The organism is Spiroplasma chrysopicola DF-1 (assembly GCF_000400935.1).
Taxonomy (GTDB): domain Bacteria; phylum Bacillota_I; class Bacilli_A; order Mycoplasmatales; family Mycoplasmataceae; genus Spiroplasma; species Spiroplasma chrysopicola.
The window spans coordinates 750167-769100 of record NC_021280.1; the positions used below are offsets into that span (position 1 = coordinate 750167).

Genomic DNA, 18934 nt, shown 5'->3' on the forward strand with positions numbered 1-18934 from the left:
AGAGCCCTTATTATTTGTTATTTTCCATTAAATAAAAACTAATTTTGCTTGCCTTATTCTTGTCTGAAAATACGATTTTTGTTGCTTTTAATAAAAAAATAATGATACTATTAAACGGAAAGAAAAAAAGGAGAACATTGAATGGAAACAGCAGCATATATTTTCGCTATTTTTGGATTATTTTTGTTACCTCTGACATTATATATTTTCCCTAATTTTTATTTAAAAATCAGGGAAAATAAGAAATATGATCTGAGCTTTCGCTATTTTCTATTTTTTTTAGTATTGATTACTGAAATTTGATTTTATTTAAATCATTTATATCTTGATGATAAACAACATGCCTGACAACATTGACAAAATTATTTTTGATTAGAGTTTTGTAATTTCTCGGCAGTTACAATCATGATCTTATTGATTAAACCAAATAAGTTATTTATGGATTGTACTTTGCCATTAGGATTAATTGGCCCTTGTGCAACAGTATTTTTTCCAGCAAACTTAAGTAATATGAGTTTTACAAATTATTGATACTGACAAGATATGTTTGGGCATATTACAATTTTCTTTTCTTATTTATTCTTATATACTTACGGTTATACTAAAACCCGCTTTGATAAAACATTTATCCAAAGAAGTATTGTTTATACGACAATTATCGGTCTTGGAATTGAAGTGTACAACTTAGGATTTGGAACTTCTTTTGGTTATAAAGCGGTAGCTGAAATATTTATCGGGCAACAAAAAGAGATTTATTATTTCTTATTTGTTATTTCATGAATATGGCCACTGTTATTTACAATATACTATTTAATAGTTTGGTATTTTAAACCAATTTATTCATTAGAATTAAAACAAAAAATTAATGATAGTTGATTTGAAAAAATCAGCAAAAAAATCGTTAGACAATCAAGAAAAATAAAACAAAAACAATAAAAAGGTATTTAAAAGCAAGCAATTAGCCTATTTTTAAATACCTTTTTAATAAACATTAATAATTAATTACTTGTAAATACTGACAAATTAATTTTTTCGCTACTACTTATTGTTACATCTTGATAGATTTTTCGAATATCAGTAGTTTTATTAATAACGTCCTCAAAAACCTTCTCCCCTTTTTCAATAATAACAAGACGATTAATAATTTGGGCCAGCTCATCAATTAAATGGGTAGTAATAATAATAGCCATTCCTTGTTCAGCCAAACTTTTAAGCAAATCTAAAAATTGTACTCTTGTTTTAACATCAAGATTGGCAGTTGGTTCATCAAGAAATAGGACTTTTGGCTTAGTAATTAAAGCATTAGCTAATAAAGCTCTTTTCTGCATCCCGGCTGAAAGATTTTTAAAAGTTTTATTCTTGTATTCTAAAAGATTAACAGCCTGTAGGGCTTTTAAAACAATTTCCTTAATTTCTTTATTTTTTATTCCCGATAAACTAGCTGTATAATACATAAAATCATAAATTGAAATTCCACTCGGATAAATACTTTGATCTGGAAATAAAGAAAACTTCCGTAAATCTTTTATTTGCATGTTTTCTCCATCCAAATAAATTTCTCCTGTATCTTTTTCATATTCCCGGAAAATGCATTTAATGAAAGTTGATTTTCCTGCCCCATTATCTCCAATTAGTCCAACAATATCACCACTGTTAAATTCCATTGAAAGTTCGTTAATTCCAGCTCCATTTTTGAAAAGTTTACTATAATTTTTTATTTCAAATTTCATAAAATTAAACCCTTTCTATATTTTTGTTTTTCGTAAAAATATCCCATAGCCAGCCCCCATTAAGGCAATGCCCGTAATTGACCAGATAAGATAAATAATTGCAATGTTAAATGGCCGTTCTGTGTCTTGATATCCAGTTATTTTATAGATAATATTTTCTCCTTGAGAATCAACGGGAACAAAATTAAATTTAACTGTTCGAAAACCAGGAAGCATAAAGTCATAATTATGAATTTTATTATCAGCTAAATAATCATTATTAGCAGTATATAATGATGTTAAGATTAAATTTGTAAACGGATTTAACATAAATTTAAGTTTAAAATTATATTTTTTTAAATCCTCAATTGTTTGTAAATTAATATCAACAGTTGACTGTCAAATTGGCTTTTGCTTTACATTAAATAACTGACTTAACATATAAATCATCATTTTTGTTCCCAAATTATGTTTTGTACTAAAACTTATTTTTTCTTGTGAAAGAGCTAGTCAGTATAATCCTTTATCATTAGGATTAGTTTTTTCCCTTGTATCTTTAATTGTAAAATAATTTGAATAATAACTGTTTAATAAATTTGTTATTTCTAATAATTCATTTTTATTAACACCATCTAATTGGACGTGTGGTAAATTTGCAAGCGCGTCTCCCAATTGACCAGGACTATTATAATTACTAATATTTTTACCATTAAACCAACTTTTACTAAAATCACCTTGATTTTTAATACTATTATTTACTGCTGCAAAAAATTGATAAGAAAAAGTATTTTTAAAATCTTCTGTTAACTCTGTCACATACTTATATGTTTTATCTTGCGTTTCAGTAAAAACATTATTATTAACAATATTTTCAAGATCTAAAAAGACTCCTTGGTCATATGCCATTTGAAAATCTATTTTATCAAAATATGCTATGCAATCCTGCTTAGTCTCTTGATTAGCATCACAGTTATTACTGATTAATTTAAGTGGTTTAATGCTGTTAGTTTTAAAATCTTTATATAAATTATCTAAAACTCCATTTGGATATTTTTCTTGAATTTGTTCTAAATCATACATATGAGTATAATCAACATATTGAAGGTTAAAAGAACGATAACTTGATGGACTATCAGCAAAAATTGTAAACTGAATCATTCCTAAAAAAGGGAAAATCATGAAAATAACTGTTAAAGCCCCAGCGAAACTAGAAGATAATTTAATATTTTTTGTTGCAACTAATATTAAAACAATCCCAGAAAATACTAAGTCAAAAATAATTTGAGTAAATAATCCTGGTAAAACTTTACTAAAAAAGAACCCTGATTCACTCTTGGTAAATATTCCGACAAAAAATAGAAATAATAAAACACTAAATAAAAATCAAAATAAGATAATAATTTTATTAGCAAATAGTCTCGTAAAAAAGTAATTATTTTTTGAAACTCCCATTCGTTTTTCTAAACTATAAATCCCATTTTCTTGGTCTTTAATATAAATCTGAATCAAAGAATAAATGTTAAAAATCGCGATAAAACAAATTCCAGTGGCATTTGTAAAAATTATTAATAATACTAAGCTATTATCAGAAAAAGTTACTAATTTAGCCGATAATGATCACAAAATAATAATATTAATAGCACACATAATTGCAAAAATAATTCAGAATGATTTTGACTTAATTCATCTTGTTAATAGAAAGCGTAAAATTTTAAAAGTTAAAATTTCTTGGAATACTTGTTTTTTCATTAAAAGAATTTAATTTCTGAAATTATTGTTTGTGCTTCTACACGTGATCAATATGCATTTCATGCTGTGGCCCATGCTTCTGTGTGTACTACTAATTGAATCTGGATTTGCTTCTCGGAAATTCAACGAACTGAAATTTCTCCATGAGCTTTATTTCAGTTCGTTGAGCTATAGTCTCTAGTAAATATAACATTATTATCTGAATTGGATCTTAAATTTAATTCTTTATATGTAACATTTTCACCTGTAATACTATTAAGTTCTCTTCTTCCACCTTCTTCACCACGACCATTATTATCAGTATATCCTGTTATTACATATGACATAGTTGAATATTTTTTTAGGAAGGCTTCTTTCCCCAAAGCAACATCAACGTCTAATGTTTTAACTTCTGTATCCTCAGCATGTGAATTATATACATTAGATTTTACAACTCTACTTTCCATGTGACCAACTTGTTCATACACATCATTATAAGTAATCGTTACATTTCCTTTATAATTTGACGTTTCTGTGGCCGAAATAATTGCATAATCATATCAAATTTCCGAAATTTCAAAGTCCTCTCTTTTAACCCCATATTTGCTGTTTGCTTTAAGAATTTCATCAGTTAAACTTGTTTCTGATAAAACTTTAAGATCATTAAATATATTTTCTTTAATTACATTATTTAAATCTTGTTTTTCATTTAAAGAATAATTCGTTAAAATTAAGTCATTAATTGTTAAATAATTCTCAAATTCATAGTCACTTCCAACATATAATAATGTCATTGATACATTATTTATCACATGCTCTAATTCTGGTAATTCTGGTAAATCAACTATCCAATTATCAAAATTTTTTGTTGAATTTGCAATCACTTTTTTTAATTCAGCATCGTTACCTTTATTAAGAGGTAATAAACCCATTAAAATTGTTTTTGTTACTATTGCTTCATCATCAAATTTATCCTTGATTTTATACAAATTAATTTCTCCTCCATTTAAATCAACATTTTCTAAATCAATTGTTGAAGATAGATTTAGTAATGTATTTTCGCTAAAATTATAGTCCTTTATTAGTGTTGCACTAGCAGTTGAAGTTACTAAAGCAACAACACTAAAAATGTTTAATAAATGTTTCATATTTTTTTATCCTACTTTCTTAATTTATAATTAATATTTTGATATATTTTTAATACAAGAGTTTGGTTAATACATAAAATAATTATAGATTTTAAAATTTCAAAAAGCAACAATTAAATTAATAATTCCTGTAAAAACCACACACATTTAAGACCACTAAATTCTTTAGAATAAATTTAGGAGGATTAAAAATGATAACAAGTATTATTACTGAAAATGAATTATATAAATTACATCGTGGTTTTAAAAAGTGGTATGGGCGTGTTGAACCAACTAAAGAAACAAATTATATCTATCATCATTTGTCAAATTATTTTAATTTATGCCATAAATACTATTTAAAAAGTCACTCATTAAACCAGTTAATTAAATTATTTTATAAAGGCAAACAAACATTTTATACATGATCAAATAAAATTAAAGAATTTTTATTAAATTCTTATGATTTTGAATGATTTAAAAAGACTTCAACACGACCAAAAACTATTCATTATCATTATAGTAAAATATATAAAAGAAAAATTGCTAAGATGATTAAAACATACCGAGAAAAATATGGCACAGGGATATATGAGTTTTATAATTTAACATTAGCAAATTATTTTACCTACCAAAATATGCCAATTAAACATAACATTAAAACATTAATAAAATGAGATAAAACATTTAATAATTATTCTAAGCGTAAAAATATAAAGAAAATATATCAACGTTATGAAATGCCCGAATTAGGACATGTTCAACATGATGTTAAAATATTAACTAAAAATATGACAGGTTACAAAAAAGATTTGTATATTTTTGATTACATTGATGAAAAATCACGTTATGCAGTGGCTTATGTTTCTGCGCATAAAACACAAGATATTGCTGCTAAACTATTTGAAAAAGCTTATTTTGAATTTAAAAATATTGGCATTAACATTAAGAGAATTCGAACAGACAATGGAACTGAATATGTATATAATCATCGTTCAAATTATGCTCATCGAAAAAGTGAATTTACAAAAGCAGTAAATAAAAAAGGAGTTGCTCATCAGACAACTCCAGTGCGTTCCCCACAGTCAAATGGGAAAATTGAAAGATTTCATCGTAACTGAAATAAGTTTTTTGAATATTTACCAAGATATCTTAAGGAAATTGATGATATTGAAAAACAAATTAAAATCTTTCTAAATTATTATAACAATATTCGACGACATAAGAGCATAAATCTTTTAACACCTGCTGAAGCTGTGTTAAAATTTTTAAAAGACTAACTGGTCTTAAATGTCTATGGTACCTTACATAAATTAATAATTCCTATATAAACCACACTGTGTAGATTATCATAATAAGTGCAAGTTCTGAAAAATGAAAAATTCATATGTTATACTTTTATCACTAAATAGAAAGTAAAAACATATGAATTATAAACATTTTATCACAAATGAACGAGCTTTATTAGAAAGTTATAAAATTCAAGGATTAAAAAATCGTGAATGTGCCAGAAGATTAAATAAACATGAATCTACAATTTCAAGAGAATTAAAATGTTGTAAATTAAATAAGTATACTGCAAAACAAGCAATATTAGATTATAAAAAACAACGTAGAAAATGTGGCAACAAGAAAAAACTTTCTTTTAATCAGCGAAAATATATTAATTACGGATTAAAAAATTTATGATCCCCCGAACAAATTATTGGCCGTTTTAAACAACTAACTAATTTTGAAAAAGGGAATTTCGGTTTTAACTATTCTGATATTTCCTTAGGAAAAAGTATTTCAACAATTTATCGTTATATCAAAATTAAAGCATTTTCATTAGCGCAAACTACCTTACGCCATTATAAAACTCACACAAAACCAAAGTTTACCAATGATAAAAGACATATTTGAGAAATTAAACGCGATAAATTTGACTTTGGTCATTTTGAAGCTGATTTAATTGTTGGGAAAAACAATAAAAGTTATAAATTAACTATTACGGAAAGATTAACAAATTTGAATTATATTTGCCATCTTGATGATAAAGCATCAAGCAGCATAAATAAAAATTTAATTAATTTCTTTAAAAATTCAACAATTCTAAAATATGCCAAATCTTTAACTTTAGATAATGGCTCAGAATTTGCAATGTGAAAAGAATTTGAACAAGATACTGGAATTCCAATTTATTTTACAGCACCAAGTTCTCCTTGAAAGAAAGGAACTATTGAACATGAAAATAAACTATTTAGACAAAGATATCCCAAGCATAAAAACTTAAATAAATATAGTGAAAAGTATGATAAAGAAAACATTATTCTCCTAAATAATAGACCAAGAAAAAAACTAAACTTTAAAACACCAGTTGAAGTATTTCAAATGTTTAGTCCATATTTTGATTTATTAAAAACTTGCACTTATCTTGCACTTATTATGATAATCTACATAATTTAAATTGTGAAAAATTTTTTTAAAATAGAAAATATTGATGTTTTAAAATATTTATGATCTAATAAATGTGGTGATAAAAATGGAAGAAAAAATTAAATATGAAGTTGAAGCGAAACCTCTTAGTAAAATAATTGATGATCTAATTGATAAATCATTTGAAGAAAAAAATTTAAAATCAAAAATAGTTGTACCAAGATATCAGCGCAGTAGAGTTTGAAAAAAAGAAAATCAAGAAAGATTTTTAGATAGTTTAAAAATGGGCTATCCTTTTGGAACTTTTATTTTTTACGAAAAAAATGATGGTAGTTTTGATATAGTTGATGGTTATCAAAGACTATCAACAATTAAACTATTTATTACAAATCCAAATAAATTTATACGACATGAAGATATTGATCCGGATAATGAAATTAATGAATTAATGAATAATGCAAATATTTCAACTAACAAATCAAAAGTTTATGATGAACTATTAAGGTATATTAAGGATTATTTAATTAATCTATCAAAAGAAAATTTTGAACATATTCAAATTGCAGAAATTGTAAATTATTTAAAAAGTAAATTAAGTTTTTTAAATGCAGACACTGAATTAACAGAAAAATTAAATGCTGCTTTAAAAGAACCTATCTTAAACTTTACTAGACAAGTTTCTAAATTAAATAATATAAAAGTTCCAGTAATTACTTGTTCTGGTAATCCAGGTGCTTTACCTTTTATTTTTGAACAAGTTAATACAGGGGGTATAAAACTAAATAAATATGATATTGCTGGAGCTACATGATCAAATAATAAAGTTAAATGCTTAAATACAGATATTATAGACAATATCATAAAAAAATATGAGGCTGACTATGATGATGTTGAAAAAAATGATAATTCAAATGATGATACAACGACAAGCGGACAAATTAATAGAGATATTGATTTAAACAGTATAAAAAAAGGGAGAAATTTAAATTTATACGAATATATTTACGGATTTGCAAGATTATTAGAATCAAAATACCCTGAATTATTTAAACCATCGAAAAAAGATAATTCAATAAATGAAGCAGGTTTTATAATTTTTAATGCTTGTGTTGGAAATAAAATACATAATATATCAAATTTAAATGCTGTTATAGAAAAAAGATTAGAAAATTGAAATAAAGGTGAAATGCTAAATGCTTTTACAGAAAACATCTTTGAAGCTATTAATATTGTAAGAGATAGTTTAAAAGTAATAAGTAATTTTAAAAATAATAAACAAAAACATGATTATTTTAGACCTCATACAGTTACTCAACTTGCTTCTATTATTACTGATGTATTTTACTCCCTTTATGGTTTTGAAATTAATAATGAAACTCCTAAATTTAATAGCCAAGGAATATACAGTGTTAAAATTAGTGAAATTAAAAATAAAGACTGAAAAATAATAAAAAACAAATATAAAAAAAATTTAATCAAAAAATATATAATTGATATTTTGGGAAATGACTGGCAAGGAAGTGGAGATAATAGATTAGTATCAATCATGCAACAGCCTGGATATTATATGAGAGACATTGCAATAGAAGATGTTGTTACATCAGCTAACTATTATTTTGAATCTTCTTTATCAAATGATGACATAGTTAAAAAAAATCCAACAGAAAAAGACAAGGTAATATTATCATTAATTTATTCAAATGCTTATTCATTTTTAGAGGCTAATAGTTCACAAAAATATGAATTTGACCATATTGTTTCAGGTAATTATTTAATGAATACAATAAGTGAATTTAAAAAACAAAATAAAGGTTTACCTATTAATTCAATTGCCAATTTTGCATTAGTTACTAAAGAAATTAATATTTTAAAGTCAAATGAAAAATGGGCAAATATAAAAGAAGAAATAAAGAAACTTTTAGAAAAAAAACCAGAATTAAAAGAAAAGACAAATGCTGAATATTTAGAAAAGTCAATTTTTTTAGTAAATAATGTAGATTTCTCATTTTATAATGAAAAAGAAAACTTTGATAATTTTAGTAAAAAATATAAAAATTTCCTAAAAACAAGATGGAATAATATGAAAATAATTTTTGAAAATTCATTAAAAAAACTTTAAGATTACTCTATAAGTAGTCTTAAAGTTTTTTCTTTAATCATCCAGCTTCAAAACCGCCATAAATGCTTCTTGTGGTACTTCCACTGAACCAATGGCTTTCATTCTTTTTTTACCTTCTTTTTGTTTTTCTAATAGTTTTTTCTTGCGGGTAATATCTCCCCCATAACATTTAGCTAAAACATTTTTACGCATCGCTTTAATATCTTCACGAGCAATAATCTTTTGATTAATTGCCGCTTGAATTGGTACTTCAAAGTTCTGACGGGGAATAATTTCTTTTAACTTGCTACATAAAGCTTTTCCACGATGAAACGCAAAATCACGGTGGACAATTGTTGATAAAGCATCAATGATATCCCCATTTAATAAAATATCCATTTTAACTAATTTATTTGGTCGATATCCAAGAAACTCATAATCAAAAGAAGCGTAACCTTTACTAATTGATTTTAAGCGATCAAAGAAATCAAAAACAATCTCATTTAACGGCATTTCATAGGTTAAAATTCGTCGCGTATCATCAATATATTCTAGGTTAACATAAGTTCCCCTTTTATTTTGACATAATTCCATTAATGCCCCAATAAAATTATCGGGAGTCATAATTGTTGTTTTAACATATGGTTCTTCAATTCGGGCAATCCGTTGTACTTCTGGTAATTCACTAGGATTATCAATTTTAATCATTTCTTGATTTGTTAAATAAACATTGTAAATTACCGATGGCGCTGTCGCAATTAATTCTAAATTATATTCACGTTCTAAACGTTCTTGAATCACATCCATATGTAATAATCCTAGAAAACCACAGCGAAACCCAAACCCTAATGCTTGTGATGTTTCTGGTTCATAAACTAATGATGCATCTGATAATTGGATTTTTTCTAACGCTTCTTTTAAGTCTTTATAACGCGCTGAATCAATCGGATAAATTCCACAATATACCATTGGATTTAATTTTTTATACCCCGCTAATGGTTTACCAGCAGGATTATCAACTAACGTAATTGTATCTCCAACATTAACATCCTTAATTGTTTTAATACTTGCCGCTAACCAGCCTACTTCACCAGCTGTTAATTCCTCTTTTTTAACTTCTTTTGGTGTTTTAACCCCTAATTCTGTCACATGATAAGCAGCTTCACTATTCATTAATTTGATTTGATCACCAATTTTAACTTTTCCCTGCATAATCCGAATTGAAACAGTAACACCCCGGTATTTATCATAATAAGAATCAAAAATTAGCGCTTGTAAGGGATTATTATCATCAGCAGTTAATGGTGCTGGAACTTTATTAACGATTGCTTCTAAAACTTGATCAATATTAAGACCTGTTTTGGCACTGATTAATGGGGCATCATCACAAGGAATCCCAATTAATTTTTCAATTTGTTCTTTTACCCGTTCAGGATCAGCTGAAGGTAAATCAACTTTATTAATAACGGGAATAATTTCTAAATTATTATCAATTGCTAAGTAAACATTCGCTAAGGTTTGCGCTTCAATTCCTTGTGAAGCATCAACAACTAAAATTGCCCCTTCACAAGCCGCTAAACTACGTGAGACTTCATAAGTAAAATCAACATGCCCAGGAGTATCAATTAAATGAAAAATGTAATCTTGCCCATCTTTGGCATGGTATTTTAACTGCACAGAATTTAATTTAATGGTAATTCCCCGCTCACGTTCTAAAGCCATTGAATCTAATAACTGTTCTTGCATTTCACGTTTTTCAACCGTTCCTGTTGTTTCCAAAATGCGGTCAGCTAATGTTGATTTACCATGATCAATATGGGCAATAATACAAAAATTCCTGATTTTTGACTTTTCCATTATCCGATTAATTCTCCTTTTTTTACTTCTTCAATTACTAATTATAAAGGAATAATTCTGATTTTGCTATGAAATCAAATACGATTGCTATTTTTCTTACCATAATAAAAACTCACCAATCATTGGTGAGTTTTGTTGTTATTTTAACCTTGGTAACTACTCATTCCCCCAGCAACATCAACAACATTATGATAACCATTGCGAGTTAAGACATTACACACTTGTTGAGAACGTCCCCCACTATGACAAGTAATCATTAGTTTTGTTGTTTTATCTGGAAAAAAATCTTCAGGATTAAAAACTAGCCCCACCATTGGAATATTTTGCGCCAACGGATGTTTTGCTAACATTGTTAATTCCCCTGGCTCACGAACATCAATTAATTGGTAGCCTGCTTGCACATAGTTAGGCACTTCTTTTCAACTAATTTGTTTAACTGTTGAATCCATTTCAATTTCCTTTCTGAAATAACTGCTATTCTTATTATACTAAAATGATAGCTATTAAAATACTGTTTTAATTATTTCTTTTAAAAAGGTAATTGTGCGAACTTCCGCTTGTTGGGCAATCATTAGCACTTCTTCATGACTTAAATTACCCCCAATCCCAGCGGCTTTATTGGTAATCAAACTAAGGCCTAAAATCTTCATCCCGGCATGTTTAGCCACAATTGCTTCGGGAACTGTACTCATTCCAACAGCATCGCAGCCTAAGCGTTGATACGCCCCAATTTCTGCTGGTGTTTCATACATTGGGCCAGGAAAGTAACCATAAACCCCCGTTTGGACGGCAATGGTCAATTTTGCGGCCACTTCTTGAGCTTTAGCCAATAATTCTGGATGATAGATATTTGTCATATCAGGAAAACGGGGACCAAATTCATCATAATTCTCACCCCGTAATGGACTTGGACAAAACAAACTAATTTGGTCTCGAATCAACATTAAAGTTCCAGGTAATAAATAATCGCTAATTCCTCCACAAGCATTTGTTAAAATTAGATTTTTAACTTTTAATTTTGCTAACACCCTGATTGGTAAAACAACTTGATCAATGTCATGACCTTCATAATAATGAAAACGCCCTTTCAAGGCTAATACTCTTTTTCCCATCAATGTTCCATAAACAAGTTTTGATTCATGACCAACAACAGTTGATGCTGTAAAATGAGGAATTTCGGTAAAAGAAATTTCTTTAATAATTGTCATATCATTAACAAGATTGGCTAACCCAGAACCAAGAATAATTGCAATATCAATTGGCCCATTAATTTCTTTTGCTAAATATGCACTAACTTGATTAACTTTTTGCATAATATCTTATCCTTTCTTTAATTCTTATTTTTCTATTATTAAATCTTGGGAAACCTTTGGTTTTATTTTTTTATAAATCAGAAACTCTTCATCATTTCATAACCGTTGTTGATAGCGGCGATTTACTTTTTCTAAGCCTAACGAAATTATTATCGCCAACACAATTGAAACACCAATTTGAATACTATCGTTAATTACTTCCACAACCCCAACAGCTGGCCCAAATAAGAAGTACGCGGGAATAACATATAAATATGTCATTAAACTACTTAGGAAAAAAGCAACATAGCGTGTTAAAATTTTATAGCCAAAGGCGGTGATGAAAAACATTAGCATTCGAATCGCCATTGAAATAGGAATATAAACAAAAGAACCAGTAAGTAAATCAATTACTCCAACATAAATAATACCACTGATTAACATCATTGGTCCAGGAATTAAAATAATTAGACTAAGAAATAAACCATCAGCTAATTGGAGAATACTTTGGGTTGATCCAATCCGAATAAACTGGGTAACATATGCCAAAGCGATTAAAAGACCCGTGATTACACCAGTTGTAACTAAATATTTGAGCGATTTCAAACGATACATTATTATGCACTCCCTTTATTGAAATTGATAACCAATTTGCAATTCTTTATTTTCATTAATATTATAATAATATTTTTCTGCTAATTGTGGTTTTTTACCAGCGCGTTGTAATTCGGTAATTATTAAATAACCATCAGCAGTTTTAACTTTAATTCCTGTTTTTTCAATTGCCATAATTATCCCCGGAGCAACCTTACTATCCGCTGGATTTAATGGTTCTGAACTCATCATACTATGATAAATTTTATAATTAATTCCTTGCAAAGTAGTATAGGCAATTGGTCAACTATATAATCCCCGAATTTGATTATAAATTGTTAGCGTTGGTTTATTTCAGTTAATTTGTTCTTCACTGCGAGAAATATTATAACCAAAAGTGACTTTCCTTTCATCTTGGAGAACCCCAATTAATTCACCATTGATTACTTTTAATAATTGCTCAGCAATAATCTTTTCTCCTAACACCATTAATTTGTCATGGAGACTACTTGCTGTGTCAGTTAAACTAATTGCTATTTTTTCTTGATAATAAACTACTCCCGCATCCATTTTTTTAATCATTTGCATTAAACTAACACCAGTTTCCGTTTCACCATCAATAATTGCTTTATGAATTGGTGCTCCTCCCCGTAATTTTGGTAACAACGAAGCATGAATATTTAAGGCATTAATTTTTGGAATAGCTAAAATTTTTTCCGGAATAAATTGACCATAAGCACAGGTTAATAAAATATCTGGGGCAAGGTTAGTGATTGTTTCGGTTAAATCACCAATCTTTTCTGGTTGATAGACTGGAATATCATGTTTTAAAGCAAATTGTTTAACAGGAGAAAACTGAATTTCTTGTTTGCGCCCAATCTTACGATCAGGTTGTGTTATGATGGCAATCAAACTAAGCTCAGATCCTAAAGTTTGTAATCCTTGTAAAACACCTAAAGCAAAGGTTGGTGTACCCATAAAAATAATTTTTTTCTTCATTCTATTCCTCTTTTCTAAGTTGTTGTAATAATTTAGCAACATGTTGAAAAATAACAACCATTGCTAATGTATCCCGATTACAGTATTCTAACATTGGCTCACGAAAATATTTTAATCATAACGGTAAAGAAATGTTATTTTCAGCACGGCGACGAAAGGTTTCACTAGCCATATCTCCTTTGCGAATTTTTAAAGCTTGGTAACTGAAATTATTATCAAAAGCTGGCTGGGTTTTTTTAATTGACTTTGATCCATAAAACTCTTTTTGATAAATCATAAAATCTTTAAAAAAATCCATTAAATCAATTGTATGACTACGAATTCTTAATAATTTTTGTTGTAATAACTCTAATTCTATTTTTTCTACCGAGTCTTGACTACGTGAAACTAATAAACTAACAAATTGCGCCAATTCTCATAACACTTTACATTCAAAACTTTTGTAGTAAGCAACATATACCCCATGACCAGCTACTGATAAATCAGTTACGAGTTGCTTTGCTAATCCTAAGCGTGGATCCTCTTCACCATCGGCTAAATAAGCGAAATGTTGCATTGTTGTTTCATTATTATAGTCATAATTGTCATCTTTAATAATATGAACTGAATACTGAAACGGGATTTGTTGATATGAATAACTATGATCAAAACGAGGGACAGCTGATTTCATAGTTTCAAAATCATACATATAAATTGGATATTGATATTCCCCAAAAACTTTTGTTACTTCAGTAATTTTACTTGGATCAATAATGGGCGCCAAATTTTGAACAGCTTTAATTTGGCGAACTTGGGCTTCACTAAAAGTAATTGATTTTTGCTTTTCCTGTTCCATTTTAAAAGTAAATGGTAAATGAATATCTTGTAATAAATCAATCCCTTCATCATATTTTAGCAGCGTTTTTTTTGTTCGGCCTTGAACTAATTCAAAAACACTATGATGTTCTGGCAAAAAGGATGTCATATGGGCACAATAACCGTATGAATCTCCTTTAAAATTAAAACATTGCTCAGCTGCTAACATCTTTTTGATGTTCTTTTCATCTTCGTTAAAATATTTTTTAATTGTTGCTAAATCTAGTTCAATTGGACGATTATTTTTTTGAACGCGAGAATTAAATTCTCCCGTTAGCATTTGCTGGCAAAATTCTAAAAGTGTTAGCGCAGGTAATTTTTTTGTTGCATGTTTATAAACATCTTGGAATAAAAACAACTGATCATAATCAAGATCTCCCTCACGATAATAAGCAGAATTTATTAGCATCATTGAGACACGACTAACTTTTAATCCTAAACCAGTTAAAATATAATACTGGTAAGCAACATCATATGCATATTCATCCTTGACATCTTTCATAATGAAGGCCTGTTCATTTTTATCAAATTTACAGCCAGTTGATGCTTTAACCTCAATTAAATGATAGGTTCCATCTGATAATTTTTTTAAAATATCACATTTTGTAATACAATCATTAAATTGAAACGATGGTTCAAAGTAAATTTGATAACGGTCATTCGCTAAAACTTCTTGGGTTTTAGCAAATGCAATTTTTTTACTATATAAATCAAGATTAAAATAGTTACCATCGCGCATAAAAAACTCGCGGGCTTTTTGGCCAATTTCTTCCCCATCAGCTAAAGTTTCTCCGGGGTAAAACGGGATGGGATTATCTGTAATTTTTGTTTCTTGAATTTTATCAATGGCAAGAAGTTTTTTAGTTTCATTATCATCGCTTTGACCAGCTGATGGTCAAAAAGTTTCTAAGGTTAAATCATAAAGATTGGGGTCAAACAGTAGCGAATCATCATCTTCGTTATTATTATCTTCGGTTAAAAAATCATCATCACTAATTTTAGCCCCATTAATATTATCTTTTAAGTCAAAAAAAACTGATAATTCTTTGCTAAGAACTCAATTTCGAACAGCCGCCAAATTTTCACGTTTAGCTAAAGTTCAGGCAATTTTAAAGCATTTTTTAAATCTTTTGTAATCTTCTTTTTTTAGTGTTAACTTGCTTGCCATTGGTGCTAATCCCCTTGCTCTTGTTTTATCTTATCATATTTTTCAAGAAAAAAATGAACTCATTGTGAGTTCATTTATAAAAAATTGTTTTAATTTAAAGGGTTTATCCTAAAAACAAAGAGTTTGTTGATTATTATTTTTGCCCGAAATTAACAGGTAAATAACTTGATTACTCTAATTTTCAAAAAAATAAATGAACTTTTAAAAGGTTCATTTATTAAAATTACCTATTTTATTTACGTGGTGAAAACTTTTCAGCTTTTGGTCGGGGAGCAATTGGCTCAGAAGGCAATGTTCCTTCTTTGCGCATTTTTCTTTCTTCTGCTCTTTTTTTGGCCATTTCTTCCCGTTGACGTTGAAATTCTTTTTTAGAATTAATTTTTTGCTCTTTTTGTTGTTCTTTTGTTAATTTAACTTTTTTCTCAATAATGTCAATTCTTTTTTTTGCTTCTACCAAATCAATTTCTTGATTAACAATTCAAGTTGTTTCATATTGCTTTTTCCCAACTTTTTTTGAAATTCCTTCAATTTCAAAAGCTTTTTGTTCTAAAAAAGAATTAGTTTTTGCTTCATAAATATCAACAATAACATCAAAAAGATCACGATATTTATATTCTTTCCCTTTACGCGCAATAACTTTCTCATATTCTAGGCGTAAGTTTTTACGATTGTCGGTTTCTTTAATATATTCTTTAATTTTATCTTTTACCTGTTTTTTTCGCTTTTCACGTTCTAATTTTTGGGCTTTACGACCCATAATTGAGGAAACAATTGCAAAAATAATTACCGCTAAGACAATGATAATTAAAATAATATTCATTGTTGCTCCGCCACCTAAAAAATCTGACATTATTAAAACTCCTTTTTATATTTCCTATATCTTTCTTACATTATGCACTAATCTTGCCAGTATTTCAACTAAAAAATTGGCAAGAATTGAAAAATATGGTAACTATCTTAAATATAAAAAAACAGATACTATATATTTATTTTAGTATCTGTTAAAGGCCCAATTTAAACATTATATTATTATTAAGTAAGACTAATTTATATAATATATATTAAGTTAATACAAATATTTTATAAAATACTAAATATGTTAAATATTAGCAATTTCAGTTAAAGTAACTTTAAAAGTAAATTCTCCTGTAATTAATTCTGATGTAGCTTTTGCAGTAACTGTAAATAATACTTCCCCAGGCACTTGATTTGCATTTTCATCTTGATTATTTGTCAAATCAAAATCAGCAGTTGTAACTGTTACTTCACCATCTTCATTAATTGCAGCTATTACACTATCAATAATTGTTTTATCTTTATTTAAATCACCATATTTTTGATCAGACTTTGCTTCTCTTTGGGAATCAACTACTTTAATGTCAGTAATATCTTTTTGCAAAACTTCTGGTTCAGTTAAAGTAACTTTAAAAGTAAATTCTCCTGTAATTAATTCTGATGTAGCTTTTGCAGTAACTGTAAATAATACTTCCCCAGGCACTTGATTTGCATTTTCATCTTGATTATTTGTCAAATCAAAATCAGCAGTTGTAACTGTTACTTCACCATCTTCATTAATTGCAGCTATTACACTATCAATAATTGTTTTATCTTTATTTAAATCACCATATTTTTGATCAGACTTTGCTTCTCTTTGGGAATCAACTACTTTAATGTCAGTAATATCTTTTTGCAAAACTTCTGGTTCAGTTAAAGTAACTTTAAAAGTAAATTCTCCTGTAATTAATTCTGATGTAGCTTTTGCAGTAACTGTAAATAATACTTCCCCAGGCACTTGATTTGCATTTTCATCTTGATTATTTGTCAAATCAAAATCAGCAGTTGTAACTGTTACTTCACCATCTTCATTAATTGCAGCTATTACACTATCAATAATTGTTTTATCTTTATTTAAATCACCATATTTTTGATCAGACTTTGCTTCTCTTTGGGAATCAACTACTTTAATGTCAGTAATATCTTTTTGCAAAACTTCTGGTTCAGTTAAAGTAACTTTAAAAGTAAATTCTCCTGTAATTAATTCTGATGTAGCTTTTGCAGTAACTGTAAATAATACTTCCCCAGGCACTTGATTTGCATTTTCATCTTGATTATTTGTCAAATCAAAATCAGCAGTTGTAACTGTTACTTCACCATCTTCATTAATTGCAGCTATTACACTATCAATAATTGTTTTATCTTTATTTAAATCACCATATTTTTGATCAGACTTTGCTTCTCTTTGGGAATCAACTACTTTAATATCAGTAATATCTTTTTGCAAAACTTCTGGTTCAGTTAAAGTAACTTTAAAAGTAAATTCTCCTGTAATTAATTCTGATGTAGCTTTTGCAGTAACTGTAAATAATACTTCCCCAGGCACTTGATTTGCATTTTCATCTTGATTATTTGTCAAATCAAAATCAGCAGTTGTAACTGTTACTTCACCATCTTCATTAATTGCAGCTATTACACTATCAATAATTGTTTTATCTTTATTTAAATCACCATATTTTTGATCAGACTTTGCTTCTCTTTGGGAATCAACTACTTTAATGTCAGTAATATCTTTTTGACCTGTTTGTGCTTCAGTTAAAGTATTAGTAAAATTAAAAGTTCCTGTAATTAATTTTGAATCAGATTTTGCAGTAACTGTAAATAATACTTTTCCAGCTACTTGTTTATCTTTTTCATCTTTATCATTTTTTAAATTAAAATCAGCTACCGTAACAGTTGATTTTAATTTTTTTGATAAACCAACATTAATTGCATCGATTACACTTTTAAGAATTGTTTCATCTTTATTTAAATCTCCATATGTCTTATCATAATCTAAAATTGTTTTTGGATCATTTACAACAGTTTTTGAAATATCTTCTTTTTCAACTGCTGGATTATTGTCATTGTTGGGTGTTTTACAAGCGATAACACTTGTTGCACCCGTCGCGGTAAGACCAAAGGCTCCTAATATTGCTAGTAATTTTTTCACTATTTATTATCCTTTCTTTGCTTAAAATAAGCTACTTCAAGTATATAATTTGAAAAAATCCATATCTAGCGAATTTTTTAGTTTTTGAAAAAAAAAAAAAAAAATG

The 18934-nt window shown here is 27.9% G+C and carries 15 protein-coding genes; 4 read left to right on the top strand and 11 right to left on the bottom strand.

What is annotated here, in order from left to right; translation table 4 throughout:
* The first annotated feature begins 141 nt into the window (after positions 1-141).
* On the top strand, positions 142-936 hold the full coding sequence (locus SCHRY_RS03445) for a TMEM164 family acyltransferase (RefSeq protein ID WP_016339081.1): 795 nt from the start codon (positions 142-144) through the stop codon (positions 934-936).
* A 62-nt stretch (positions 937-998) separates the two neighbouring features.
* Here SCHRY_RS03445 and SCHRY_RS03450 read toward each other — a convergent pair whose 3' ends face one another.
* The 3 genes from SCHRY_RS03450 to SCHRY_RS03460 are packed head-to-tail and all read right to left on the bottom strand — an operon-like array spanning position 999 to position 4585.
* Entirely contained in the window at positions 999-1730 is a 732-nt protein-coding gene (locus SCHRY_RS03450; RefSeq protein WP_016339082.1) for an ABC transporter ATP-binding protein, read from the bottom strand.
* 15 nt (positions 1731-1745) lie between these two features.
* Complete coding sequence (locus SCHRY_RS03455) at positions 1746-3458, bottom strand: hypothetical protein (protein ID WP_016339083.1); 1713 nt, start codon at positions 3456-3458, stop codon at positions 1746-1748.
* Positions 3458-4585: a hypothetical protein gene (locus tag SCHRY_RS03460; protein ID WP_016339084.1), complete on the bottom strand. Its 1128-nt coding sequence runs from the start codon at positions 4583-4585 to the stop codon at positions 3458-3460. Before SCHRY_RS03460 ends, SCHRY_RS03455 begins: the two co-directional genes overlap by 1 nt.
* 191 nt (positions 4586-4776) lie before the next feature.
* Between SCHRY_RS03460 and SCHRY_RS03465 the strand changes: the two genes are divergently transcribed.
* The 3 genes from SCHRY_RS03465 (at position 4777) to SCHRY_RS03475 (ending at position 9098) form a co-directional block, all read left to right on the top strand.
* Positions 4777-5844, top strand: coding sequence for an IS481 family transposase (locus SCHRY_RS03465; RefSeq protein WP_016338484.1), 1068 nt, complete (start codon positions 4777-4779; stop codon positions 5842-5844).
* 145 nt (positions 5845-5989) lie between these two features.
* Positions 5990-7009: an IS30 family transposase gene (locus SCHRY_RS05290; protein ID WP_016339085.1), complete on the top strand. Its 1020-nt coding sequence runs from the start codon at positions 5990-5992 to the stop codon at positions 7007-7009.
* Between the two features lie 76 nt (positions 7010-7085).
* Positions 7086-9098 (top strand): DUF262 domain-containing protein, encoded by a 2013-nt coding sequence (locus tag SCHRY_RS03475; RefSeq protein WP_016339086.1) that lies wholly within the window; start codon positions 7086-7088, stop codon positions 9096-9098.
* 33 nt (positions 9099-9131) lie between these two features.
* On the opposite strand, the gene lepA is transcribed toward SCHRY_RS03475, so the two are convergent.
* The 8 genes from lepA to SCHRY_RS03515 all read right to left on the bottom strand — a co-directional run bounded on the left by lepA (position 9132) and on the right by SCHRY_RS03515 (position 18828).
* A complete protein-coding gene (lepA, locus tag SCHRY_RS03480) occupies positions 9132-10934 on the bottom strand; it encodes a translation elongation factor 4 (RefSeq protein ID WP_016339087.1) in 1803 nt (600 codons plus the stop codon).
* A gap of 143 nt (positions 10935-11077) precedes the next feature.
* On the bottom strand, positions 11078-11383 hold the full coding sequence (locus SCHRY_RS03485) for a rhodanese-like domain-containing protein (protein ID WP_016339088.1): 306 nt from the start codon (positions 11381-11383) through the stop codon (positions 11078-11080).
* A 54-nt stretch (positions 11384-11437) separates the two neighbouring features.
* Complete coding sequence (locus SCHRY_RS03490; RefSeq protein ID WP_016339089.1) at positions 11438-12247, bottom strand: purine-nucleoside phosphorylase; 810 nt, start codon at positions 12245-12247, stop codon at positions 11438-11440.
* Between the two features lie 24 nt (positions 12248-12271).
* A complete protein-coding gene (locus SCHRY_RS03495) occupies positions 12272-12841 on the bottom strand; it encodes an ECF transporter S component family protein (protein WP_016339090.1) in 570 nt (189 codons plus the stop codon).
* 15 nt (positions 12842-12856) lie between these two features.
* Positions 12857-13819 carry a methionyl-tRNA formyltransferase gene (gene fmt / locus SCHRY_RS03500; RefSeq protein ID WP_016339091.1) on the bottom strand — a complete coding sequence of 321 codons (963 nt, stop codon included), beginning with the start codon at positions 13817-13819 and terminating at the stop codon, positions 12857-12859.
* A gap of 1 nt (position 13820) precedes the next feature.
* Positions 13821-15842 carry a DUF2779 domain-containing protein gene (locus SCHRY_RS03505; protein WP_016339092.1) on the bottom strand — a complete coding sequence of 674 codons (2022 nt, stop codon included), beginning with the start codon at positions 15840-15842 and terminating at the stop codon, positions 13821-13823.
* Positions 15843-16074: 232 nt separating this feature from the next.
* Positions 16075-16692 carry a hypothetical protein gene (locus tag SCHRY_RS03510; RefSeq protein ID WP_016339093.1) on the bottom strand — a complete coding sequence of 206 codons (618 nt, stop codon included), beginning with the start codon at positions 16690-16692 and terminating at the stop codon, positions 16075-16077.
* 249 nt (positions 16693-16941) lie between these two features.
* Positions 16942-18828: a spiralin repeat-containing protein gene (locus SCHRY_RS03515; RefSeq protein ID WP_016339094.1), complete on the bottom strand. Its 1887-nt coding sequence runs from the start codon at positions 18826-18828 to the stop codon at positions 16942-16944.
* Positions 18829-18934 lie beyond the last annotated feature (106 nt).